This is a genomic window from Companilactobacillus insicii, assembly GCF_003946015.1.
Lineage (GTDB): Bacteria > Bacillota > Bacilli > Lactobacillales > Lactobacillaceae > Companilactobacillus > Companilactobacillus insicii.
Map to the genome: position 1 here is coordinate 41700 of NZ_RHNU01000010.1, position 22818 is coordinate 64517.

Annotated in this window: 27 protein-coding genes, 1 tRNA gene and 1 other annotated feature; of the genes, 9 read left to right on the forward strand and 19 right to left on the reverse strand. The window is 34.2% G+C overall.

The window, feature by feature from the left end:
* Nucleotides 1–87 precede the first annotated feature (87 nt).
* Together EKM79_RS04635 and EKM79_RS04640 are read left to right on the forward strand one after the other, a co-directional pair.
* Nucleotides 88–771 (forward strand): YjjG family noncanonical pyrimidine nucleotidase, encoded by a 684-nt coding sequence (locus EKM79_RS04635; protein WP_125566365.1) that lies wholly within the window; start codon nucleotides 88–90, stop codon nucleotides 769–771.
* A 207-nt stretch (nucleotides 772–978) separates the two neighbouring features.
* Nucleotides 979–1179 (forward strand): hypothetical protein, encoded by a 201-nt coding sequence (locus EKM79_RS04640; protein WP_125566367.1) that lies wholly within the window; start codon nucleotides 979–981, stop codon nucleotides 1177–1179.
* Between the two features lie 133 nt (nucleotides 1180–1312).
* Here the strand turns inward: EKM79_RS04640 and EKM79_RS12455 are convergent, their stop codons facing one another.
* The 3 genes from EKM79_RS12455 to EKM79_RS04650 form a co-directional block, all read right to left on the reverse strand.
* Entirely contained in the window at nucleotides 1313–1441 is a 129-nt protein-coding gene (locus EKM79_RS12455) for a hypothetical protein (RefSeq protein WP_281273204.1), read from the reverse strand.
* Between the two features lie 593 nt (nucleotides 1442–2034).
* Nucleotides 2035–2108: transfer RNA gene (locus EKM79_RS04645), tRNA-Thr, on the reverse strand.
* A 51-nt stretch (nucleotides 2109–2159) separates the two neighbouring features.
* Nucleotides 2160–2681 carry an HdeD family acid-resistance protein gene (locus EKM79_RS04650; protein WP_125566369.1) on the reverse strand — a complete coding sequence of 174 codons (522 nt, stop codon included), beginning with the start codon at nucleotides 2679–2681 and terminating at the stop codon, nucleotides 2160–2162.
* Nucleotides 2682–2810: 129 nt separating this feature from the next.
* Between EKM79_RS04650 and EKM79_RS04655 the strand changes: the two genes are divergently transcribed.
* Nucleotides 2811–3461 (forward strand): metal-dependent transcriptional regulator, encoded by a 651-nt coding sequence (locus EKM79_RS04655; RefSeq protein ID WP_125566371.1) that lies wholly within the window; start codon nucleotides 2811–2813, stop codon nucleotides 3459–3461.
* A 26-nt stretch (nucleotides 3462–3487) separates the two neighbouring features.
* Here EKM79_RS04655 and EKM79_RS04660 read toward each other — a convergent pair whose 3' ends face one another.
* The 10 genes from EKM79_RS04660 to EKM79_RS04705 form a co-directional block, all read right to left on the reverse strand.
* The gene (locus EKM79_RS04660; RefSeq protein ID WP_125566373.1) at nucleotides 3488–3835 is read right to left on the reverse strand and encodes a carboxymuconolactone decarboxylase family protein; all 348 of its coding nucleotides are present in this window, start codon (nucleotides 3833–3835) and stop codon (nucleotides 3488–3490) included.
* Nucleotides 3836–3954: 119 nt separating this feature from the next.
* The gene (locus EKM79_RS04665; protein WP_125566375.1) at nucleotides 3955–5553 is read right to left on the reverse strand and encodes a TIGR03766 family XrtG-associated glycosyltransferase; all 1599 of its coding nucleotides are present in this window, start codon (nucleotides 5551–5553) and stop codon (nucleotides 3955–3957) included.
* Complete coding sequence (locus EKM79_RS04670) at nucleotides 5546–5962, reverse strand: 6-carboxytetrahydropterin synthase (protein WP_125566377.1); 417 nt, start codon at nucleotides 5960–5962, stop codon at nucleotides 5546–5548. Before EKM79_RS04670 ends, EKM79_RS04665 begins: the two co-directional genes overlap by 8 nt.
* 3 nt (nucleotides 5963–5965) lie before the next feature.
* On the reverse strand, nucleotides 5966–7321 hold the full coding sequence (locus tag EKM79_RS04675) for a TIGR03111 family XrtG-associated glycosyltransferase (protein WP_125566379.1): 1356 nt from the start codon (nucleotides 7319–7321) through the stop codon (nucleotides 5966–5968).
* The gene (xrtG, locus tag EKM79_RS04680; RefSeq protein ID WP_125566382.1) at nucleotides 7321–7920 is read right to left on the reverse strand and encodes an exosortase family protein XrtG; all 600 of its coding nucleotides are present in this window, start codon (nucleotides 7918–7920) and stop codon (nucleotides 7321–7323) included. The genes EKM79_RS04675 and xrtG overlap by 1 nt, the downstream gene beginning before the upstream one ends.
* Before the next feature lie 45 nt (nucleotides 7921–7965).
* Nucleotides 7966–9141 carry a Firmicu-CTERM sorting domain-containing protein gene (locus EKM79_RS04685; protein ID WP_125566384.1) on the reverse strand — a complete coding sequence of 392 codons (1176 nt, stop codon included), beginning with the start codon at nucleotides 9139–9141 and terminating at the stop codon, nucleotides 7966–7968.
* 240 nt (nucleotides 9142–9381) lie between these two features.
* Nucleotides 9382–10188, reverse strand: a complete 807-nt coding sequence (locus EKM79_RS04690; RefSeq protein WP_125566386.1) for a DUF975 family protein — start codon at nucleotides 10186–10188, stop codon at nucleotides 9382–9384.
* A gap of 51 nt (nucleotides 10189–10239) precedes the next feature.
* Nucleotides 10240–11169, reverse strand: a complete 930-nt coding sequence (locus EKM79_RS04695) for a DUF4097 family beta strand repeat-containing protein (RefSeq protein ID WP_125566388.1) — start codon at nucleotides 11167–11169, stop codon at nucleotides 10240–10242.
* Nucleotides 11169–11825, reverse strand: a complete 657-nt coding sequence (locus EKM79_RS04700) for a DUF1700 domain-containing protein (RefSeq protein WP_125566390.1) — start codon at nucleotides 11823–11825, stop codon at nucleotides 11169–11171. Before EKM79_RS04700 ends, EKM79_RS04695 begins: the two co-directional genes overlap by 1 nt.
* A complete protein-coding gene (locus EKM79_RS04705) occupies nucleotides 11815–12132 on the reverse strand; it encodes a PadR family transcriptional regulator (RefSeq protein WP_125566392.1) in 318 nt (105 codons plus the stop codon). Before EKM79_RS04705 ends, EKM79_RS04700 begins: the two co-directional genes overlap by 11 nt.
* 172 nt (nucleotides 12133–12304) lie before the next feature.
* Nucleotides 12305–12529 (forward strand) — a binding site (T-box leader).
* A 166-nt stretch (nucleotides 12530–12695) separates the two neighbouring features.
* Between EKM79_RS04705 and EKM79_RS04710 the strand changes: the two genes are divergently transcribed.
* Genes EKM79_RS04710 through EKM79_RS04720 form a run of 3 tightly spaced genes read left to right on the forward strand, consistent with a single transcriptional unit; the run spans nucleotide 12696 to nucleotide 14893 of the window.
* The gene (locus tag EKM79_RS04710; RefSeq protein WP_125566394.1) at nucleotides 12696–13349 is read left to right on the forward strand and encodes an amino acid ABC transporter permease; all 654 of its coding nucleotides are present in this window, start codon (nucleotides 12696–12698) and stop codon (nucleotides 13347–13349) included.
* A gap of 24 nt (nucleotides 13350–13373) precedes the next feature.
* Complete coding sequence (locus EKM79_RS04715; protein WP_125566396.1) at nucleotides 13374–14015, forward strand: amino acid ABC transporter ATP-binding protein; 642 nt, start codon at nucleotides 13374–13376, stop codon at nucleotides 14013–14015.
* A 20-nt stretch (nucleotides 14016–14035) separates the two neighbouring features.
* Nucleotides 14036–14893, forward strand: a complete 858-nt coding sequence (locus EKM79_RS04720; RefSeq protein WP_125566398.1) for an amino acid ABC transporter substrate-binding protein — start codon at nucleotides 14036–14038, stop codon at nucleotides 14891–14893.
* A gap of 363 nt (nucleotides 14894–15256) precedes the next feature.
* Here the strand turns inward: EKM79_RS04720 and EKM79_RS04725 are convergent, their stop codons facing one another.
* Nucleotides 15257–15799, reverse strand: a complete 543-nt coding sequence (locus EKM79_RS04725) for a P-loop nucleotide/nucleoside kinase family protein (RefSeq protein ID WP_125566400.1) — start codon at nucleotides 15797–15799, stop codon at nucleotides 15257–15259.
* 141 nt (nucleotides 15800–15940) lie between these two features.
* On the opposite strand from EKM79_RS04725, the gene EKM79_RS04730 reads away from it, so the two are divergent.
* Both EKM79_RS04730 and arsB read left to right on the forward strand, forming a co-directional pair.
* Nucleotides 15941–16246 (forward strand): ArsR/SmtB family transcription factor, encoded by a 306-nt coding sequence (locus tag EKM79_RS04730; protein ID WP_125566402.1) that lies wholly within the window; start codon nucleotides 15941–15943, stop codon nucleotides 16244–16246.
* A gap of 57 nt (nucleotides 16247–16303) precedes the next feature.
* Nucleotides 16304–17341, forward strand: coding sequence for an ACR3 family arsenite efflux transporter (arsB, locus tag EKM79_RS04735; RefSeq protein ID WP_125566404.1), 1038 nt, complete (start codon nucleotides 16304–16306; stop codon nucleotides 17339–17341).
* Between the two features lie 267 nt (nucleotides 17342–17608).
* Here the strand turns inward: arsB and EKM79_RS04740 are convergent, their stop codons facing one another.
* Both EKM79_RS04740 and EKM79_RS04745 read right to left on the reverse strand, forming a co-directional pair.
* A complete protein-coding gene (locus tag EKM79_RS04740; RefSeq protein WP_125566406.1) occupies nucleotides 17609–18007 on the reverse strand; it encodes an SRPBCC family protein in 399 nt (132 codons plus the stop codon).
* A 62-nt stretch (nucleotides 18008–18069) separates the two neighbouring features.
* Nucleotides 18070–18672: a TetR/AcrR family transcriptional regulator gene (locus EKM79_RS04745; RefSeq protein ID WP_125566408.1), complete on the reverse strand. Its 603-nt coding sequence runs from the start codon at nucleotides 18670–18672 to the stop codon at nucleotides 18070–18072.
* A gap of 129 nt (nucleotides 18673–18801) precedes the next feature.
* Between EKM79_RS04745 and EKM79_RS04750 the strand changes: the two genes are divergently transcribed.
* Entirely contained in the window at nucleotides 18802–19449 is a 648-nt protein-coding gene (locus tag EKM79_RS04750) for a GntR family transcriptional regulator (RefSeq protein ID WP_125566410.1), read from the forward strand.
* A 3-nt stretch (nucleotides 19450–19452) separates the two neighbouring features.
* Here EKM79_RS04750 and EKM79_RS04755 read toward each other — a convergent pair whose 3' ends face one another.
* From EKM79_RS04755 to EKM79_RS04765, 3 genes are read right to left on the reverse strand one after another with little or no spacing between them, the layout of a single operon-like run.
* Nucleotides 19453–20874 (reverse strand): anion permease, encoded by a 1422-nt coding sequence (locus tag EKM79_RS04755; protein ID WP_125566412.1) that lies wholly within the window; start codon nucleotides 20872–20874, stop codon nucleotides 19453–19455.
* Nucleotides 20875–20907: 33 nt separating this feature from the next.
* Nucleotides 20908–21420: a LeuD/DmdB family oxidoreductase small subunit gene (locus EKM79_RS04760; RefSeq protein WP_125566414.1), complete on the reverse strand. Its 513-nt coding sequence runs from the start codon at nucleotides 21418–21420 to the stop codon at nucleotides 20908–20910.
* A gap of 12 nt (nucleotides 21421–21432) precedes the next feature.
* Nucleotides 21433–22713 carry a 3-isopropylmalate dehydratase large subunit gene (locus tag EKM79_RS04765; protein WP_125566416.1) on the reverse strand — a complete coding sequence of 427 codons (1281 nt, stop codon included), beginning with the start codon at nucleotides 22711–22713 and terminating at the stop codon, nucleotides 21433–21435.
* Nucleotides 22714–22818: the final 105 nt, after the last annotated feature.

A 22818-nucleotide genomic window follows, 5' to 3' on the forward strand; every position in this document is an offset into this window, starting at 1 on the left:
ATTTAGTGTTAACTTTTGTTGTAAAAAGGCCTTTATACTTTTAAATTCCAGTATATAATCGAAAATAAATACCTGTGGAGAAAAATAATGTTCAAATACATCATCTTTGATTTAGACGACACCCTATTAGATTTTCATAGAGGTGAAATCGAAGGAATTCATAAAATTTTAGAACAACAAGGCATACAAGACATAGATCAGGGACTTCAAACTTATTTATCCATAAACAAACACGTTTGGGAACAGATTGAAAAAGGCGTACCAAGTCAAAAATTATTGGATACTCGATTCTCACTAACTTTTTCTAAACTTGGTCTTACCGTCGATGGTAAAGAAATTGAGAAGAAATACCGAAGTATGCTTAATCATAATTTCTACACAATAGACGGTGCGGAACAACTATTACAAGTTCTAAAAAATATGGGGTTAATCTTATTAGTAGGTACCAATGGTGTTAAAAAAACACAAGTAGACCGTCTTACTGGATCTGGATTAGACAAGTACTTCGATCACTATTTCATTTCCGACGATATTGGATTTAACAAACCAGATATACGATTCTTTTCTCCAATTTTTAAAAAATATCACGATTTATCAACTAATAATGCAATTATGATTGGTGATAGCTTAAAGTCCGATATTCTTGGTTCGCGTAAAGCGGGACTTAAAAATATTTGGTTTAATCCTAACAATAATGCAAATACCTTTGAATTTAAGCCTACTTTCGAAGCTCATAGCTATAAAGATATTGAAGACATATTGAAAAAGTAAAGCGACCTTGCATTTGTGTGAAAAGGCTTTCAAAAAAAAAAAAAACAGAGCTATACTATTCTTAGGATTTAAATGAATGTTAAATCATTCCTAGACTTCTTCCTATCTGAGATATACGCACAGTTCCCAAGATTTCGTTGAATCTACCTACAAATTATACATCCACAATAAATCCTAGTTGAGTTAATTCAATAAAGGAAGTGACATATGATGATGTATTCATATATAAAATTAGGTCCTAGAGATGGAGTCTTGTTAATTGCAGTTCTTATTATGTTGGTTTTAACACTAGTCTTTAAATGGTCGATATGGGAATTTTTGTTTTCTGCTATTGCAATCATAATTTCATTCATAGCAGGAAGAATGAAACCAAATACGAAGAACGTGCTTGCTTTCTTGAAAAAATAGTTTAGATTGGAACAGTATATTCTATGAGCGTATATTCAATTATTAAAAATATGAGAGAAAATAAATAGAGTCATCACCAACTTGAATAATCAAATTGATGATGACTCTATTTAGATTCTACACTTTGCAACTTTTACTGAACTGACAATTTTTTAAGAGCTTCAACTACATTAGGCCGTCCCAATATTACATCTAAGGCTTCTTTTTTATTCTTCTTTATAATTTCATCTATATATATATTCGAAGTTTTTATATTTTCCATTTTATCTACCTCTCAAAATAAAATTTTGAACTCTTCATCACTTCTATAAGTCCAATATACTACGCCTTGATACTTTTTCTTTTTATACATTATTCTATATTCTTTCATAAACTCAATATAACATAAAAGTCGTAATTTTATTGATAGTTCACTACGACCCTGCTCTGCGATTAAATATTGTGGCTGACTTTGAAAATATTATGAATTACCCCGCTGACCATATTTTTCATCTGTCAGATATATCGAAAAAGTCTGCGAATCATAATAGAAAGATATTAATTTCAAAAATAAACCTATAAGTTTCCGAAAAGCATACAAGATAAAGAGAGCAATCAGTTTCATATCCTATTTGATAAGCATGGTATATTTTTAGTTCAACAGCCATACGTGCAAAGAACCTATCAAATCAACGTTTGTAAGCCATTATTTTGCACAGAGCCTTTTTTACGACTATAAAAATCACGCCTGTGCAAAGTACTTTGCACAAATGCAATTTTGTCGTAAAAAATGAAAAAAAAAATTCCACAAATGCTAATTTAATAACATTTGTGGAATTCATTAATGTAAATTGATATTCTATGATTTACTTTATAAGCCATCTATCGGACTTGAACCGACGACCCCCACCTTACCATGGTGATGCTCTACCTAACTGAGCTAAGATGGCAATTTCATCTATTATTTTACCAAAGGTACATTACAGATGAAATATATAAAACTAAAATGCTTCGATTATTTCAGCAACTCCTGTAGCAAAGAAGAAAAATGCTAACAGAAAGACAATAATTCCTCCAGCTAGTACTGGATTGAATAACAATACAATAGCAAAAATTAGATTAATAATCGCTAGTATAACGATTAATAAGTAATATTTCTTGCCGAAGAAATGGTAAAATCTGGATGTAACTAATTGGAAAACTGCATCCATAAAGAACCAGATGGCAAACATATAGACGATTGCCATAACACCAACATTCAAATTAGCGATGAAAATAATACCAATAATAATGTCCAAAATAGATGCAAAAATTGTCCAACCGCTACGAACACCAAGATACTTTGTCATCTGGGAACCGAACCATAGTTGATAGATTCCACGTAAAATAACAAATACACCAAAAATTGTAGCCACGGTAGATAGACTATTCAATGGATACCATAAAACTAAATATCCTGCGTACAGTGATACTAACCCTATAATAAAACCAAACCAATCAAAACGTCGTTTGGAATAATTCATACAAATACTCCCTCTCACAATTATATATACTACTTATTTTAACATTATTGATCCTCAAGTTTTAATTAAATGCGTTATAATGTTAATATAACTAATAATGTTTTTTAGTCTAAACGAAAGGTCAAAAAATTGTCTCCTAACAAAGAAAATTATCTTAAGACTATATACGAACTGAATTATGACTTCACAAAAATAACCAATAAACGTATTGCGGAAATCATGAATGTCAGCGCACCATCTGTAACAGAAATGCTAAATTCTCTAGCCGCTGACGGCTACTTGACGCACTCACCTTACAACAAAATAACTCTCACACCAAAGGGAAATCACATCTCAGAAAAGTTGGTCAAGACACATAGATTATGGGAAGTATTCTTGAATCAATGTCTTAATTATCCGGTCGATAATGTGCACAACCATGCGGATGCATTGGAGCATTCTTCCGACAAGGATTTAATGGATCACTTAAATGATTTCTTAGGACATCCCCAACGTTGTCCACACGGTGGAATTATTCCTGGCAATGGTCAAGGAGAAACTGATGCCGACGATAAACTACTAAGCATGATTCCTGATGGAGATACAGTTCAAATTGTACGTATCTCAGATAATTATGACTTCTTACAATACTTCGGTAGCTTGAACATGAAAATAGATGATACAATCAAAATAATTAAGCACGAAAAGTTCGACAACTCACTGGTTGTTGAAAAACAAGACGGATCTAAACTTACAATTGGTGCCAAAGCCATTGATTATATTTTCGTCGAAGAACGTTAAAAGACAGCCGATGGCTGTCTTTTTTTTTACTTCTTCTTGTCAAATAATTCATTCATAGCTTCAAGTGCAGTTCCGCCATACACATATGCTGGGCCGCCACTCATAACTAAAGCAGTATTAACAGTCTCTGTGATTTCTTCCTTCGTTGCACCAGCTTCAATAGCATTATTCAAATGATCTAGAATACAACCCTCACAGCGAATTGAAATAGCTACACACAAGCACATTAATTCCTTTTCCTTATGTGATAGTACACCATCTTTTAAAGCTGAAACGTGCAAACTCAAGAAGTCTTTTCCAGGTTCACCTGACATCTCTGTAACCAATCCATAATTCTTATGAATGGAATCTAATTTCTCACTATAATTTGACATCGCCATACCTCCAGTTTTTAATACGAATTCATGATAACGCTTACCAAAAAAATAATCGAGTCAGAATAAAATAAAAAAAGAATACCTATCTCATCAAGATTGGGTACCCTCTTATAATTTTATTTATTTTCGATGACATTTTCAGATTCATCCACTTTGAACTCATACCATCCAAAAAGTCGCTTAATATTTGCAACAGTGCGTTCAAACGAAAATGTACCTAATAGTAATATACAAGGTAAATATTGAATCAAATAACGACTACGACCACCTTCAAATAATAGTAAGAACATAAAACCACCAACCAAAGATAATCTCAATAATTGGATTAAGTCACTACGTGGTCCAAATCCTAAGGCAATAATAATTAACAAGGTTATCCACCACAATTGCGCTGCAAATCTGAAATCAGCTATATGCCGTCCATATAAGAAAACGTAGTTTTTTATTTTATTACTGATACCTTTATTACTAGGTTTTTGATTCTCACGGAAGAAATGCCCTTCCTTTAACCAAGCAAAAGTTCCATCGGCAGTATTATTACGTTGTTTCATTATTAAAAACTTAATATAACCAAACGGACCAAGTTTTTTTAAACGTTTAGTCAACATTTTAATCGAATAACTTGTCTTTTCTTTTTTAGTTCTTAGAATAGACATTTCAACTGCTTGCTTAGTATCGTAGCCACCTTCTCCATAAACCCCCATTGCCATAAAATGAATAGGTGGAATTGCTAATGATTTGTCTATATTAATGTAAGTTTGATTCTGCGTTTTGTTATTAGCGACCTTATAAGTTAATCCCGCACTACCGCCAACTAGTGTTAACATTGCTAGTGTCAAAATAACTTTGTGCATAGTAAAGTGTTTTTTTTGAACAAGCCAAGATAAAAGTTCAATAATCACAATAGCGATGACTGGAACAATTGCTGATGGCTTAACAAAATACGTCAACACTACGCTCACGCCGAAGCCTATTGCGGATAAAGCAAAGAATATTTGATTAATTAGTGTATTAGAAGAAGCTAACTTCTTCATAATGAAATAACAAAGCAAAAATAACGACACGAACGGCAATACCCAGGCATCAGTATAGGGCATAATAATGCTTGGAAATAGTGCTAGCCATGCACAATGAATATACATAGCAGTACCTAATAATTTTCTCTTAACAATAGCTACACTTAGTAAATTAAATGTTGCTGACAAGTCTACTAAAACCAAAGTAACATAATCAAAAAACTGCCATGAAGTCAGTCCACTTATTTCCGTTAACCAGTGCATGAACAATGTCGTCAACAAGTTATTTGGATAAAGACTATAATATGCTGTCATATTAGGTTCTTTAGCATTTTCAGCGCTAATCGCCGCGTAATGTAAAGCACCGGCATCAAATCCGGCTTCCGGATGAACATAAGTGACAAATAATACTTGTGCAATAACCACTAAAATTAGCATTATACCAGCTGTTAATATTTGATGGGTGATCAAAATATCAAATAGCCACTCGTGAATTCGAGGATAAGCATAATTCATAACCAAAATCACAACAATAGCAATTACGAGAATAGTCGTTACCATGGTAGTACTTGTACCAAAAGTATCATTATCACCGATAATAATATTTGGTGATATTAACGCAAAAAAGAGAGTCAAAAAGAACAAGACTCTCCAAAAAACATTAATAACTGTATGACTAAAATTATAAAATCTACGCATCTGATTCTTCCTGATTTTTAATTTCTGATTCTGTTGGTAATTGACGTTCCGTTACATCAATACAATAAGCTCTAGTTGGTGAATCACTTACTTCAATTCTCATTAACATAGCACCATTGGATCTTAAAATAGCATCAATCTCATTGAAAAGATATTCTGTTACATTTTCAACAGTTGGATTAATTACTTTAAATTCAGGCAAATCATTAAGATATTTACCTGATAGTGCATCAATAGCTCTGTGTAAAGATTTTTCAATATCAAAAAACGATACCATTCCTTCATAGGCATGTAGTTCACAAGTTATCTCCCAAGTATGGTTGTGTTTCTTACCAGTACCTGACTTCCAACGAACCGCATGACTAGCGTTAACATACGATTTAATCTTATATGAACGTTGTTTTACCATTAATTATTTTCCTTCCTTATCTTTACGACGTTGCTCCCGAATAGTCTTGATATCATCGCGAACAACATATTTAAGTTGGTGCATTTCGGTATGAATTCCACGTAATTTCCAAGTGGCTTTGGTTGTCATGCCGTTGACAATTCCAATTAAACGAATCCACGAACAAATAAACATATAGATTGGCAAAGTAAATGTTACCCACCAAAGATGTAAATAATAACTTTGTTCTTTAGGATACTTTCGTAGCAAAATACCCACACTTAAATAATTAATTACACCTACAAAAGTATATAAGACATAAATTAATAAATAAGATAAAACCAATATCAATGCAGAATATCCAAACGCTATCAAAACAAAACTAGCAAAGAACCAAATCATTCTTGGAAAACTAAATGTATGATCAATAATCATCCGACGCACCAAAAAGTTTTTGAAGAAACGATTCAAGCCTGCCGTTTGCGACATGTAATTATGTGTAACCTCCATCTCACCACGCTGCCATCGCTGACGTTGCGTATATAATTCCGAAAATCCAGAGATAGGTTCAACATAAAAAATTGCATCCGCACAAATCACTACTTTTTTTCCCAATCGCGTTCGAATCTGAAAAGTCATATCAGTATCTTCACCAATCGTATCGATATCATATAAGAAAGTTTCCATCAACACTTCACGTCTAAATGCTGAAAAAGCACCTGACATTGTAAATAACTGGTCTCGAGAAGACTCAATTGTTCGACCAGACAAGAATGCTTGAGCATATTCGTAATATTCATTCTTAGCTAGGATACGATGCCAAAATCCCTTCACACCCTGAACAAGTTCTTCTTTTGGTAAAATTGCTCCCGTCATAGCAGCGATACTCATATCGTTCTCAAATCTCAAGACCATATTCTCTACGGCATGAGGCTCTAGTATACCATCACTATCGATATTAATAACATATGTTCCGATACTTTCATAAATAGCAGTATTTAGAGCTTTAGCTTTGCCGTTATCAGTATTAACATACCTCAAAATAAGTTCTGGGAAAGTATTCTGAGCTTTAGCATAAGCTCCGAAACTATCATCAGTACTTTGATTGTTAGCCAAAACTATTTGCATTGCATCTTTAGGATATGTCTGATTATTGATTGATCTTATACAATCAAACAGTGTATCTTCAGAATTATAAACTGGGACAATAATAGAAACATATGGCCATTTACCTGGTGGAACTAACTTTTTCTCATGCAAGTGCATGTGCATCAATTTAATAGTTGAAATAATTGCAGGAATTATTTCAACTACAATTGGAATAAGCGCCCATGTGATCCAGAAACCCATTCTGGTTAATGCTAAATTGATCCAGTACATCACTCTTTACGGCTCCTCCAATCTATGAACTCTCGATAAATTCCACGTGCTAATTGAGAATACGTGAAAACATTGTAATACAGTGCAATAACTAGTACATAAAAGACCAAACGACCAATAACTGAGTGAGCTAAAAAGAATGATTGACCACCAGCAAAATGAACAATTGATATAACTACAATCAATCGCAAAACATTACTTAAATAAATAAAGAGTATCCCAAAAATACTGTAGAACACTTTTTCTTTACGTTTATACATTGGAAAGAAAACTACTAATGATATAAAAGCACAGGTTTCAATAATTCCTGAACACTCATAGTCAATTGACATAACTACGGGATTACCGTTATTTGTAATGTAAACCAATCCAGTTTTCAGCATAACCGCACTCCACGAAGTTATCTTACTAAAAAGATCAACACCATGAATAACTGCATGTGTAAAAAACCAAACCCAGTAAGGTTTACTGATAGCTGTGAGAATAAAGAAAAGCCCCGCACTACCAACTATAAAGAAGAAAGCTGATAGCCGGGCTCGCTTTAGCACTGACAAAACATATAGCCACACTACAATTCCTAGTATGATGTATACATTCATTTAACATCAGTCCTATTATTTATTTTATTAAATATATTAATCAAACTACTTACCAGAGATACGTTGTTCATTATGACCCAAGTATCCAGCTTTCTTAAGTTTAACGTAACCAAAAATTGCTACTAAGGCTCCAGCTCCAGAAATAAGAATTGGACCTGTTGAACCGCCAGCAGTTGTAACTTTATCATTACCAATATTAGGATTGTACATAGTAATTGTTTGACCAGACATGTTAGATAAGTTCAACTTAGTTAGATCAATTTTGAACTCACCGACATTATTCTTGCCATCATTAGTAATATAACCGTTACCCACAGTTCCATATTGATGACCTTCATTGTAGTCTCCAGCTGTAAAGCTAACTTCCTTAGTTTCACCTGAACCTACATTCATATCATCCTTTGACCAAACATAGATCTTTTTGCCACCGATATCAAAGTTGTAATCACCATAACCAGGAATATTACCATACTTCATCTTCACGTAAACATAAACATGGTTACCATCACTAACCATAGCCGTATATCCGTTATAACCTTCGGTTAGTTTCATGTTCTTCCAGTCTAAATACTTACCGTCAATATTGATATTCAAATTATCATTGGCATTATTCGCATTGGCATCAGTAGGTGTATCGCCTTTCTGACTCTTATCGCCTTTGTCAGCAATTACACCAGTGGTTGTAGCACCACTACCAATAGAATCTACTGTTGAACTTACCGCATCACTACCAATATTAGGGTTAGTCATCGAAATCTGCTTGCCAACATCGGAATTAGGGAGATTGAACTTACTTAAATCAATTCTAAATTCGCCAACGTTATGTTCATCTTCTTTAGAAACATATCCCGTACCAATAGTTCCGTATTGTGTTCCGTCAGAATCAGATCCACCGGTTATACTGATCTGCTTTGGTTGATCACTACTCGTATCAGGGAACCAAGCGTGATATTGCTTACCATCTATATTAAAAATATAATCTCCATGGCCTGGGACAGCAGCATACTTCATCTTCACGTAGACATCTACATATTGGCCATCACTCTTCATGGCTGTATACCCGTTATAACCCTCAGTTAAGCTTGCATCTTTCCAATCGGAAAATTGACCATCAATTGCAACATTTGAAGCGGCACTTACATCAGATGAATTCACAAGTGATGCTAATCCAAATAATCCTAAAGAAACCAATCCTATCATTACTAATTTACGTAATCTCATAATGTCAGTTTTCTCCCCTCTGAAGCCTCACTTATTTCATATAAAAATAATATTAATAAAAATATTTATACCTAATGATATTTTAACTCAACAAACCCTAATTATAAAGTTGTCTATTTTTAACTTTGTAATATAACCTTTTCACTTTAGTTATTTATCATGACATAGTCAATGAATATTTAAAATAATTAATTTTAATAACAAAAAAACACACCTTTAAGTGTGTTTTGAAATTTATATTTAAGCTGCTGCCTGTCCACTTTGCGCCTTATCTAACTCAGATATCTTGGTATAAAATGCTGCCAAAGTTAACTGTTCATATGGATGCAACCATATAGACAAGATTTCATGTGTCATAAGATTGACGATTTCCCACAAGAAGAATTCAATGCAGATGAATAGCAACATAGTTTTATGTCCTCGAATAACACGAGCACTTCGACTAAAACTTGCGAATGCCATTCGTAATGACCACTTACCAGTCTTATCCACATCATCTTTGAATACATAAAAACTTTGACTGAACATCAGAAAGAACCAAATACCAGGGATAAGATAAAATGCCAAGCCCGCTTCAACGAAAATACCCATTAATGCTGTGATAAACAATACTGGGAAGAAATAACGACCGCTGAATACTTGCAAGCTATCCTTGAACGCATTAACTTCATAATCAGGATTGCGCATTTTGTTAACCATCGTATAACCTACACCTGCACAAACCAAGACGAAGAAAAACATAAATGCATACACGATCACATTACTACCAGGAGTCAAACTAAGTGCATATTTAGTGGCAGTACTAGGATCAGTTGCCATCTGCTGCGTAATAGCTGTTAACTTCTTACTAGCCTCTTCAGGATTACTCATACTAACGCCTAATTGTGCTAGCCATGAATTATAAATCTGTGTCCCAAAGTACATTGCAACTAATCGCATTAAAATCGGAAAAATATTTAATGCAATATTACCTTTGATATCTTTGAAAAATGTTTTGTGTGCTGTCCTTCTAATCTCTAAGGAAGTAACACGATTATTATTATTCATTAAAATCCCTCACAGTAACGAATATTATAACATATCGATTGTGAGTTTCTACTAGTTACCGCCGACCTCAATTGAACCATTTACAGTTACAACTCTTAACAAATTCTCAGAGTCGGAATTGTTCTGATAACTCTTACCTTGTCCTTGACCATAGTAAGCTACATTGCCATTAATCGTGGACAAATCCAATCCTTCTACATTAACACCTTTGGCTGAAAAACTACCGTTCTTTAGATTGAAAGTATTCTTACCTTTAACGGTTGATTGATTGATTCCAACATGACCGTTTCTAGTAGCAAAGGTTAAGTTTTCAAGCACACTCTTATAAGCATCTAATTGAACATTATTCGTATGAATGATTGAATTTTTTATATTGCTTTCAGACATCTGAATATTAGAATTGGCTGAATTCTTCAACTCAAAGTTTTCAATATCTGATCGTTGAAATTCTAGAAAACTCGAATCTAATTCAATATTTTTAGCATTCTTAATTTCAGAGTCGATAAAATTAAGACTACCGTTTGAACCATTTGATATTAACAAATTATCTATTTTCACACCATTAACATCCATGCCTAACTGGTTCATATTGAGGTTCAATTCTTTTAGAGTCGAACCCATTGGCATCGTAACAGTAATTCTTGGATTTTTATATCCGGAAATAATATCACTGTATTTACCAGATGCATTTCCACTAATATGTAACGTACCATCTGACACGTAATAATCACTAGTACGTAACTTATCTCCAACAATGTGAACCTTATATCTATCACCTGTTTCGATATTTACGCTATACGCATCACTATCAACCTTGATCTTATCAAACTTCTTAACTGATTCAGTCTTGTCTATTTGTTTAGAAATCTTAAAACCATGATCCCATAAAACAGTTTTTTCTGCTCCCATAACTAGGCCACCACCTAAAAGGAGACCACCAATGATGATTAAATAAAAACCTATGACAAAATATTTACGCATTATCTTTGACCTCCTTTACTAGGTGTTTTTCTTCCGTACAATAATTTCTTACCGACCCAACGGAAGAAGACAACTACTAATTGGAAGACCCATTTAAAAATAGCAATTATTAATGGAATTAAGAAGAAATCTACTCCAAGAACCAATAGACCACCACCAACATAGAATAATGTTGTCGCTACTGATTGAGTAACAACGGCCAATCCCATAAATATGGCCCCGACTCCTAAAATAACTGATAGAGCTACCAAGAAGACAAATAACAAAATACAAATAACAGCCATTGCCACAAATGAAGCTAATAAAAGTACCAGTATAATTGCAACCGGAATGGCAATTGGAGTCGCAAATAACCCTAAAATAATAAGCCAAATCATGCGTACATTTTTCTTAGCCTTTTGTTCTGTCGGAATGTTTCCATCGTCAACATTTTGGTAATTCTCCTCTGACATTTTGATTGAATAATCAGTCAGAACTTTTCTAGCTAGATGTTTTGGCGTGCCCAACTCGTTAATAATCTTATCTGATGTATCTAAATTAGCATCTATAATAAATTCTCGATAAAATTCCAAAACATCTTTGCGTTCGTCGTCATCTAATTGATTTAAATAAACTTCAAACTCATTGATGTATGATTCAACAGCTTTAGTTTCCATCGTTTCCCTCCAATATAGCATCTGTAGCTTTTTTTAATTCCCGCCAATTCTCACGTATTCGCATTAATTCCTTAGTTCCTAATTCAGTAATCTTGTAATAACGTCTATTTCTGCCTTCATAAGCTTGATCATATGTTTCTAACCAGCCTTCTTTTTTTAACCGTCTAAGAATTGGATACATAGTTGATTCAGAAATTGGAAATACCTTCTGAACTTCACGAGTTATCGCATATCCGTAGTAATCCTCTCGAGTCAATAAAGCGAGGACAGATCCTTCAAGAATCTCAGTTGATGCTTGAATAGCCATATTATCTCCTCATTTCTTAATATTATACGAACTATCAATACTATACGACGTATAATATCATCGTACAAATAATATAACGTAAGCTATAACGTAAGTCAATTAATTTAGCACAAATTAATTCTTGACAACCGATAATTTTGGCTATATTATTGTCACAACATTTAAACACATACAAAAAACGACGACAGAAGAGTAATTTACTTAGTTGGTTCAGAGAGTTGACGGTGGTGCAAGTCAATCCACTTAGTAAACGAAACACATCTGTAAGTTGAATAACTGAAATCCTAGTAAGTTATTTCGGTAGTTCCGTTACCACTTAAGTTATGCAATAACTTTTTGAGTCTAATATCGTGAGGTATTAGAAATCAGAGGTGGTACCGCGAAATTCGCCCTCTTAGTCTTTTGACTATGAGGGCTTTTTTTATACCACATTATTGGATAACTTTCTGAGGTTAGTATTGTGAAATACTAACGAATCAGAGGTGGTACCACGATCAATCGTCCTCTTAGCATTTTTTGCTAAGAGGATTTTTTTGTAGGTTTATATAGGGGAGGAAATAATTATGAATTATATTTTTGAAATCTTACCATCGCTCTTAAGCGGGACAGTCATGACATTGAAAATTTTCTTTTGGACTTTGATTTGTTCACTTCCATTAGGAATCCTAGTTTCGTTAGGCAGAAACTCCAAATTCAAACCACTGAGTTGGTTAATATCATTTTATATTTGGGTCATGCGAGGAACTCCATTACTTTTGCAATTGATCTTCGTATTCTACGGCTTACCAAATATGCCATTCGCACATATTGTTTTTGAAAGATATGATGCCGCATTATTTGCCTTCATACTAAACTACACGGCTTACTTCGCAGAAATATTCCGTGGAGGCTTTGGAGCAATCAGTGATGGGCAATTCGAAGGCGCAAAGGTATTAGGACTAAGTTACTTCCAAACAATTAGAAAAATTGTTGTACCTCAAGTTGTAAAAATCGTATTACCATCCATTGGTAATGAAGTAATCAATCTAGTTAAAGATTCATCATTAGTATACGTAATTGGACTAGGTGACTTACTACGTGCCGGAAATATTGCAAGCTCGCGTGATGTCACATTAGTACCATTAGTCTTAGTTGGTATTATCTACCTACTTCTAACACTGGTATGTACATGGATATTAAGATTATTAGAAAAACGCTTTAGCTATTACAGAGACTAATTCAGATAGTGGAGGAAAATACATATGCTCAAACTAAAAAATATCACCAAGAGTTTTGACGGAAAAACAATTTTAAATAATCTCAATCTTGAAGTTAAAGATAATTCGATCTTAAGTATCGTCGGACCTTCCGGAGCTGGTAAAACAACGCTCCTACGTTGTATTGCTGGACTAGAAACCGTAGATTCTGGATCTTTCTTATTGAACGATAAACCTTTTGATCCTGCTGACGAATCATCCAAAGAACGTGTCGTTGGCGTTGTATTTCAAGATTTCAATCTCTTCCCTCACCTATCAGTTCTTGAAAACATCACACTAGCTCCTATGATGGTTTTGAAACAAGACAAAAATACAGCTAAGCAAAACGCTGAAAAAATTCTCAAGCAGCTAGAACTAACTGACTTGGCTAAACAATATCCGTTTGAATTATCAGGTGGTCAAAAACAACGTGTTGCAATCGCTAGAGCATTGGCAATGCAACCAAAAATTCTCTGCTATGACGAACCAACATCTGCACTAGATCCAAGTCTTCGCGATGCAGTTGCTGAAGTTATTCTTAATTTGAAAAAAACTGGAATCACACAAATAGTAATTACCCATGATCCTGAATTTGCTAAAAAAATTGCTGATCAATTACTAGAAGTTAAACCAATCGCTAATAAATAATCAGAAGGGGGATTAATATTATGAATAAAAAAATCATCAAACTCATTACCCTCCTAGCCTGTTTTGTTATGATACTTAGCTTGAGTGGTTGTGGAGACAAGAAGTCAGTCGCTCAAGAGGCTAATACCGCCGATACTTGGGCAACTATAAAAAAACGTAAAAGAGTTATCATCGGCCTTGATGATACATTTGTACCAATGGGATTTCGTGAAAAAAATGGTAAATTAGTTGGTTATGATATCGATCTAGCTAAAGCTGTTTTTAAGCAATACGGAATTGAAGCTGACTTCCAACCAATTGATTGGAATATGAAAGAAACTGAATTACGTAATCGTACGATTGATCTAATCTGGAATGGCTATACGATTACACCTGAACGATTGAAACAAATAGCCTTTTCACGCCCATACATGGCTAACAGACAAGTATTGGTTACAAAGAAGAGTGAAAACATTAATAGTTTTGCCGGTATGAAGGGCAAAACACTCGGGGTTCAAACTAGTTCATCTGGTGCTAGTTTATTAGATGAAAAACCTGCAATGTTGAAAAACTATATTAAAGATAAGACACCGGTTATGTATGATTCTTTCAACAACGCCTTCATGGATCTAGAAGCCGGAAGAATTCAAGGTATGTTAATCGATAGCGTTTATTCTGGATATTACATTCAACACGAAAAGAATCCTGCATCATATCAAACTACTGTAGGTGGATTTGACGGTGAGGATTTCGCCGTTGGTATGCGTAAAGGTGATAAAACTTTGAAACGTAAAATTGATTCAGCACTACAGCAGCTTGCTAATGATGGTAAACTACAAAAAATCAATAAGAAGTGGTTTGGTACTAACGATAATTCTTTGATTCAACCTGAGAAGTAGTGTTTCTATTGCCGGTTCCGAGATATTTTACCTGCCGTGGGGACCGGTTCGAGCCATGGTCTCTCACCTCGACTTTGAACTTTGCATAGTTCGCAAATTTCAAAGCTCGTCCTGTGGCTTTCGCCACACTCACGGCTGGTAAAATTCTCTCCACCTCCAGCTAACATAATTCTTAATCAAGAAGCTATACTTACTACAATTATTATACAAATTAGACGGAGGATGAAAGTGATGAGACAGCAGGCTAATCACTTTCATCCGAAGTCGGAAATATAATACAGAACAATCTACACAATGAAAATTAAGAATAGTTATCAAAAAACGCCCAATCCATTCATGAATGAGCGTTTTTTGATTTGAAATTTAAATGATAAAATCCTTTTTCGCAATATGAAATCTAATTTCACGAGCCGTTTCGCCACTTGATTGTTGCGTAGAATCAATAACATTATTCTCGTACTCACCTACATTGGCAAATTGTTCCCACATCGTCTCAACGAGTTTAATATTAGTATCTTCATCCAATTTAGCACGACCAATTGCACGTTTCATAGTCACATCTCTATTTGCCCTCAAAATAATATAGTGTACCTCATATCCTTGTTGAACCAATTTCTTCCAAGGATCTAAGAACCACGGGCCAACGATACCATCAACAATAACTTCATATCCGCCATCAGAAAATGATTTGGCAGTTTCTAGAAAAGCATCGATAACCACTTCATTTTGAGATTTAGCCTCCGGCAAAAATGGAGCAACATACCCCTTTTTTATATAGTGATAGAAATCATCAGTTAACAAGTGTACTGATTTCAATAACTCAGAATTTCCTGCCAATATATCCGAAACAGTACTCTTACCCGTGGCTGGAGATCCGGTAATAATCACTATTCTGCCTTTTCCCAAGACATCATCTCCCATCAAAAATCATTTAAAGCTTAAAGATTATGTCACAACTAAATCACGACTACCAATGTATTTTGACAATAAAAATTGATTAAGTTAATGTTACACTATACATAGATTAATATCTATATGAGGTGAAAAATGAATTATAAAAATTATGTAAACTCTTTAAAAGCCTTATCTGATGAAAACAGACTCAAGATTATTGAATTGATTTCCGATAAAACTCTGTGTGCCTGTGATTTATTAGATCACTTCGACTTTACTCAGCCAACTCTATCCCATCACATGAAAGTTTTGGAAGATGCTGGCATCGTAATTAGCTACCGAGAGGGAAAATGGAAACACTACTCATTGAATAAAGAGTTCGCGGCTGGATTCTTCGAAAACACTAAGCAATTATTGTCCAGTGATTTTGAATGTGTCTGTGACTACGAAAAAGACTAATTTATTTTTTGCCGAATAGATAGATAATTTTCTATATGTTATAAGGGGGGATTTATTTTGGAAAAAACTAGTAAAAAACTATCGATCTTCGATCGATATATGACTTGGTGGATTATTTTAGCAATGGTCATAGGGGTAACAATCGGATATCTTTGGCCCGATACAGCTGATGTTATAAATAATTTATCGATCGGAACCACTTCAATTCCTATTGCTATTGGCTTAATCTTGATGATGTATCCACCACTTACAAAAGTTAAATATGAAGAAATGGGACATGTATTTAAAGACTGGAAAACCTTAGGAATATCATTATTCCAAAACTGGGTTCTTGGTCCAATAGTAATGTTTGCCCTCGCCGTGATCTTCCTTCACAACTATCCTAGTTATATGACAGGCTTAATAATGATTGGTCTGGCACGTTGTATCGCTATGGTTATTGTTTGGAGTGAGCTAGCTCAAGCTGATGGTGAATACACTGCCGGATTAGTAGCATTTAACGCAATATTTCAAATTATATTTTATTCGTTCTTCGCATATTTGTTTATAACAATAATCCCAGGATGGTTGGGACTACAAACACATGCAGTTAGTGTTCCCATGACCTCCATCGCAAAAAGTGTCATGATTTACTTAGGAATTCCTTTTGTAGCTGGAATAACTTCAAGATATTTATTAATACACTTCAAAGGAAAAAATTGGTTCGAGAACACATATGTTCCCAAAATAAGTCGAATAACCTTTTGGGCACTGATCTTCACTATAATAGTAATGTTCTCTGTTAAAGGTGAAAAAGTGGTTCAATTACCATTAGACGTTATTAGAGTTGCTATTCCTCTTCTATTATATTTTCTAATAATGTTCTTTATATCATTTGGAATGGCTCATCATCGCGGGACGAGCTACCCTATTGCAGCATCCCTATCACTAACCGCCGCAAGTAATAACTTCGAGCTTGCCATTGCTGTTGCTGTTAGTGTCTTTGGGATTAGCTCTGGAGAAGCATTCACCGCAGTCATCGGACCTTTAGTTGAGGTTCCAGTACTACTTAGTTTGGTAAATGTTGCATTGAAATATCGTAATCGATTCAAATAAAAAATGAGATTGTGGAAAATTTAACCACAATCTCATTTTTTTGATTATTCATCGACAAACAGTCCTCACTTGCTTGCCAGTGAATACACATATTTTTGCTTTCTAAAGTTCATTACTTAATTTAACTGATTCATTAGTATGCGTTAATTCGTCTAAGTTTTTTATTATGAAATCAGTAAATCTGAAAAAAAACAAAATTAATTATTTTTTTGATTAGTTTTCCAATAGTATTATTACAACATCACCTCCCTTATAGAATTACACCGACTAAGCTAATGCTCTGTCTAAATCATCTAAATAGATACTTAATTGCTTTTTGAAGAAGCGATTAATTGAAAATTGAAAGAATTTATTTTTTGCGTCAAATTCTTCCGTAATTTTTAAAGTCGTCGTATTTTCATCTTCATGATAAAGTTCAAAAGTTCTTCTACCGGTTCCATCTATATGATCAATATCCAAAGCACGACTTTCATTTTTAGTCTGGGTTACCAAAGTGTATGTTTCCGTAGAATTCGTTTGGGAGTTTATTTCACTATATTGTCGATCATTTTTTATCGTTACCTTCGGTACATTTGAACGCCAAGAATAATCCTTAGGATTAGTTATTTTGTCCCAAATCTGTTCTGACGTTGCTTTAAATTTTCTCTTTCTACTGTACATTGACATAAAGTTTTCTCCTTTAATGACTAAATATTTATTTAATTAAACTTTAAATAAAAAATCGATAACTATCGATTTTTTAAAATTCCTTCTACTGATAAATGAATGATGTCTTCTACTGCATCTAAATCAATTTCTTTTTTTTCTGCTCGGTATTGTTGCATCATCATAATAAATGGTGCGAAAAGCAGACAATTAATATATTCAATATTGACGGTTTTCAAACAATCTTTATCTGATGCTTCTTGAAACAAATCCATCAATGGCTTCGTTAATTCATTACCACATTGGACAGCATTCAGAGTAATCAATTCCGAATTTGATTGCAGCGCCTGCATGAATATAGCTTCTAACGGATGTTTCACGATTTGTTTAGCAAAATGATTTATACCTAAGAACAATTTCTCATCTATTGTATCGCCCTTAGCTATGTCACCTGCTACATTTTCATCAATCATTTCTTTTACTTCTACATAAATCTTAGACAGCATATCGACTTTATCTTTGTAATAAACATAAGGCGTTCCCGAACTAACATTAGCTCGCTTAGCAATTTTTCCAAATGACAATGCTGGAATACCTTCTTCATCGACTATTTCAAAAATAGCTTGCTTGATTCTGTCTTTTTTATTCTCATCTATCTTTCGCATGTACTTATAATAAACAGTCATTTAGTTAATGTCAATATGATTTATAAAAAAACTAAATGATTGTTTATTAATAACCTGCAGTTGCTTTGACATCAAAAGATCACTATGCTAGCTTTTAATTAACATAATATACAGAATAGGACGAGTCAAATGGAACCTATAAAACAAATGCCAACAAGTACTCGTGTTGCTTCACTATTAAGAAAAGCTATTTTAAGTGGAGAATACAGTGGGGAAGAGGAACTAAGTCTAACAAAAATATCAAATCAACTAGGTGTTAGTCGTACCCCTGTGAGAGAGGCATTTCAACAACTTTCATCTGAAGGATTGATTACACTACGAATGAATAAAGGCGCAATAGTAAAATCCATTGATAAAAAATTCATAATTGATCATTTTGAGGTTCGAATTCTTTTAGAATGCGAAGCCGTTAAACGTGCCGTTAACAACCGTATGGATGTTTCAAATTTGTTGGAACAGGAAAAAGAATTACAAAACCATCCTGAATCAGCAAAAATTGAAGACTATGTCCAAGTGAATCAAGATATACATAGATCAATTTGGAAAGCATCCGACAATCAGAAATTGTTTCAGTTGTGTGAGGAACTTTGGAATGGTTCTAGTACTAATAACGTCTATCCTGCTATTGAACACCATTTAAAATCATTAGATGAACATATTCATCTACTCACTGCTATTCAAAACGGCGATGCTAATAAAGCAAGTAATATTATGAAGAAACACTTGGAACGCAGCATGAATAACTTAATAGATAACTTTGATAATCAAAATAATTAATTTTTACCACATATCTATTAATTTCATCCAAACGGAACCTACACCAATCCAAATTATTAAATAAACAATTCCTAAAACAAAATTCATCTTCCACCATTCTGATTGAGTTATATATCCTGATCCTGCATAAATTGGAGCGGGTCCCATAGAATAGTGTGTAGTAGAACCAAATAAATTTCCAAAAAATCCAAGCATTAGCGCTGCTAATAATGGTGGTACGCCTGTCGAAATGGCTACACCCAATAACGCTGCATACATTGCACTCACGTGTGCAACGGCACTTGCAAATAAGTAATGGGAATAAAAATACACTAGAATTAAAACAATTAATATCACAACCCAATTAAAACCATGTAATGACGACGAAACTTGCTTACTTAACCAAGGAATGAATCCTAGCGAATTCAATTGTGTAGCCATCATTACCATAATCGAAAACCAGAAAAAAGTATTCCATGCGCCACTTTCATGAGTAACATCTGACCAAGTCAAGACGCCTGATAGTAATAATAGTGCAATTGCAATAAATGCCGTAAGTGTTGCATCGATTCCTGTAATACTTCCAGTTATCCAAAGAATTAAAGATATCACGAAGACACTTGCCATTATTTTTTCAGGTAATGTTACTTTCCCTACTTTATTTAGTTCAATGTCAGCCCACTCACGCGCATTAGGAGTTTCTTTAATTTCTGGTGGATACATTTTATATATTATAAATGGAATCAAAATCAAAGAAATTAAACCTGGGATTAGTGCCGCTAAGAACCAATTCATCCAAGTGATAGAAATATTTTGATTTTTAGCAAATGCCTGTGCCAAAGGATTACCTGACATGGCTGTTAAAAACATAGCAGAAGTAATAATAACACCATGAAATTCTGCAAACATTAGGAAGGAACCTATTTTTCTTTGGGTTCCTTTTTTTGGCGTTGAATCAAATGCATTAGCAAGTGATTGTATTATCGGATAAATAATCCCACCTGATCGTGCAGTATTGCTTGGCGTTGCAGGTGCAAGTATCAAATCAACACCAATAATCGAATACGCAAGAGCCAATGTCCTTTTTCCAAATAGACTAACAAAATGTAAAGCAATTCTCTTACCTAAACCCGTTTTGATAAATCCTCTAGATATAAAGAATGCCATAGCAATTAACCAAATACTATTATTGCCAAATCCAGAAATTGCATTATCCATTGAAATGGTTTTCGTTAAAACACCAATAACAAAGCCAATTATTGCTACGCCACCTATTGGCAATGGTTGTGTAATACAACCAATTATTACCGCGACAAACAGTGCAAACATATGCCAGGCAGAGCTTGACAATGCCTCCGGCCTTAACGGTGCCATAAACCAGATAGTCAATCCGACTACTACAGGTACTATAAATTTTTTATAATCTACATGCTGTAAGGAAGTCATTAGGCTGTCCTCCTATTCTATTAATTTGTAGAATTATTTAGATTGCTCTGTAGCCAACTTATTGATCATATATTTTTTAATACCACCCGCAGATAAAATTTTTAATGGTTGTCCAGTTATCTTTTCAGACTTGAATTCTTCACCTGTATCCTTATCAAGGATTATTCCCTTTTCCAAATCTATCTTCAAAGTTTCACCATCTTTAACATGCTTACTTATTCCCTTACAAATGACGGGTGTTAATGACAGATTAACAGCATTACGATAAAAAATTCTTGCAAAAGAATCAGCAATAACTGCACTTGCTCCCATATGAATCAAAGTGATTGCGGCATGTTCTCTACTAGATCCACATCCAAAGTTAGTACCAGCTACCACAATTCCACCTTGAGGAAAATTTTTCGAAATATTTTTATCTAATCCTTCTAAACAGTGGCTACCTATTTCTTCTGGATCAGTCAAAGCAAGATATGGTGCCGGATATATTTGATCAGTATCAATATTATTTCCAAGAACTATTATTTTACCTTCTATTTCTGTTTTCAAAATCATTCCTCCTTAATATGCAATGCTTATTTCACTAACATATTTACGTGGATCAGTAATTTTCCCATTTAGAATACTTGCTGCAACAGCTGCTGGACTAGCCAAATATATTTCAGCTTCAACAGAACCCATACGTCCAGGAAAATTACGATTTGTACTACTAATGCAAACTTCACCTGATGCCAGAATTCCTTCATGAATACCTAAACAGGCTGCGCAACCAGGTGCAGCAATAGTTGCTCCTGCCTTTATCAAATCTTGAATATAACCTGCTTTAATACATTTCTGCATTACTTCTGCAGATGCTGGAACAACGTCAAGTCTCTTATATTTTGGAATACGTTTACCCTTAAGGATTTTTGCTGCAACCTCTATATCTTCAAATCTTCCGCCAGTGCAACTACCAATATATCCTTGATCAATTTCAACATCATTGTTTTCAATTACATTAGTTAAATTATGAACATTATCTACACTATTTGGACATGAGAGTGTTGGCTCCATTTGAGATACATCAAATATATGAGATTCCTCATATTCAAAATCATCGTCAGTATATTGAATTTCATAAGGTTTTACAGCTCTTGCTGAAACATAATCTAAAACTTTTTGATTAGGTTGCATATATGCCGTTTTAGCACCCATCTCAACAGCCATATTACAAATAGTCATCCTTCCTGGAACACCTAATTGCTCCACATAACTTCCTGTGAAATCAATTGCCTTATATACGGCGCCGTCAGCCTTTAGTTTTCCCAAAACATTCAACACAACATCTTTCGGGTACACACCCTCAGGCGCCTCACCATTTAAACGAACTTCAATTATTTCAGGAACACGGAACCATAATTTTCCAGTCAAAAGAATCGTGGCCATATCAGTAGCACCAACACCTGTTCCAAAAGCACCAAAAGCTCCATGAGTTGTAGTATGACTATCAGTTGCGACTAAAATCATACCTGGATATGCTAAACCAGCTTCAGGCATAACTTGATGACAAACACCACAATTAGTATCAAAATGATATTTCAAATTATTTTTCTCAGCAAATTCACGCATTTCTTTGTGATTCTGAGCACTTTTTTCATCGGGTGCTGGAGCGTAATGATCAAATACAAAGGCAGCCTTAGTATTGTCCCAGACCTTTTTACCGCCCATTTCATAAAATGAATAGACTGTTTGTAAGTACAAATCATTAATTTCGGCAAAATCAATATCAGCTGTAACTATTTGTCCAGCACTGACTGATTTTAGTCCACTATTCTTTGCTAATATTTTTTCTAAAGCATGCATGATATCACTCCCATATAATTTTATAAATTGGATGTTGAATATTGTATACAATATTCAACTTATTTAATGCAAGTGTAAGTCCTCACAAAGTATCCAGTCAAAGAT

Coding starts and splice junctions, on each gene's coding strand:
- EKM79_RS04635 (WP_125566365.1), top strand. CDS start 88: ATGTTCAAATACATCATCTTTGATTTAGACGACACCCTATTAGATTTT.
- EKM79_RS04640 (WP_125566367.1), top strand. CDS start 979: ATGATGATGTATTCATATATAAAATTAGGTCCTAGAGATGGAGTCTTG.
- EKM79_RS12455 (WP_281273204.1), bottom strand. CDS start 1,441: ATGGAAAATATAAAAACTTCGAATATATATATAGATGAAATTATAAAG.
- EKM79_RS04650 (WP_125566369.1), bottom strand. CDS start 2,681: ATGAATTATTCCAAACGACGTTTTGATTGGTTTGGTTTTATTATAGGG.
- EKM79_RS04660 (WP_125566373.1), bottom strand. CDS start 3,835: ATGTCAAATTATAGTGAGAAATTAGATTCCATTCATAAGAATTATGGA.
- EKM79_RS04665 (WP_125566375.1), bottom strand. CDS start 5,553: ATGCGTAGATTTTATAATTTTAGTCATACAGTTATTAATGTTTTTTGG.
- EKM79_RS04670 (WP_125566377.1), bottom strand. CDS start 5,962: ATGGTAAAACAACGTTCATATAAGATTAAATCGTATGTTAACGCTAGT.
- EKM79_RS04675 (WP_125566379.1), bottom strand. CDS start 7,321: ATGTACTGGATCAATTTAGCATTAACCAGAATGGGTTTCTGGATCACA.
- xrtG (WP_125566382.1), bottom strand. CDS start 7,920: ATGAATGTATACATCATACTAGGAATTGTAGTGTGGCTATATGTTTTG.
- EKM79_RS04685 (WP_125566384.1), bottom strand. CDS start 9,141: ATGAGATTACGTAAATTAGTAATGATAGGATTGGTTTCTTTAGGATTA.
- EKM79_RS04690 (WP_125566386.1), bottom strand. CDS start 10,188: ATGAATAATAATAATCGTGTTACTTCCTTAGAGATTAGAAGGACAGCA.
- EKM79_RS04695 (WP_125566388.1), bottom strand. CDS start 11,169: ATGCGTAAATATTTTGTCATAGGTTTTTATTTAATCATCATTGGTGGT.
- EKM79_RS04700 (WP_125566390.1), bottom strand. CDS start 11,825: ATGGAAACTAAAGCTGTTGAATCATACATCAATGAGTTTGAAGTTTAT.
- EKM79_RS04705 (WP_125566392.1), bottom strand. CDS start 12,132: ATGGCTATTCAAGCATCAACTGAGATTCTTGAAGGATCTGTCCTCGCT.
- EKM79_RS04710 (WP_125566394.1), top strand. CDS start 12,696: ATGAATTATATTTTTGAAATCTTACCATCGCTCTTAAGCGGGACAGTC.
- EKM79_RS04715 (WP_125566396.1), top strand. CDS start 13,374: ATGCTCAAACTAAAAAATATCACCAAGAGTTTTGACGGAAAAACAATT.
- EKM79_RS04720 (WP_125566398.1), top strand. CDS start 14,036: ATGAATAAAAAAATCATCAAACTCATTACCCTCCTAGCCTGTTTTGTT.
- EKM79_RS04730 (WP_125566402.1), top strand. CDS start 15,941: ATGAATTATAAAAATTATGTAAACTCTTTAAAAGCCTTATCTGATGAA.
- EKM79_RS04740 (WP_125566406.1), bottom strand. CDS start 18,007: ATGTCAATGTACAGTAGAAAGAGAAAATTTAAAGCAACGTCAGAACAG.
- EKM79_RS04745 (WP_125566408.1), bottom strand. CDS start 18,672: ATGACTGTTTATTATAAGTACATGCGAAAGATAGATGAGAATAAAAAA.
- EKM79_RS04750 (WP_125566410.1), top strand. CDS start 18,802: ATGGAACCTATAAAACAAATGCCAACAAGTACTCGTGTTGCTTCACTA.
- EKM79_RS04755 (WP_125566412.1), bottom strand. CDS start 20,874: ATGACTTCCTTACAGCATGTAGATTATAAAAAATTTATAGTACCTGTA.
- EKM79_RS04765 (WP_125566416.1), bottom strand. CDS start 22,713: ATGCATGCTTTAGAAAAAATATTAGCAAAGAATAGTGGACTAAAATCA.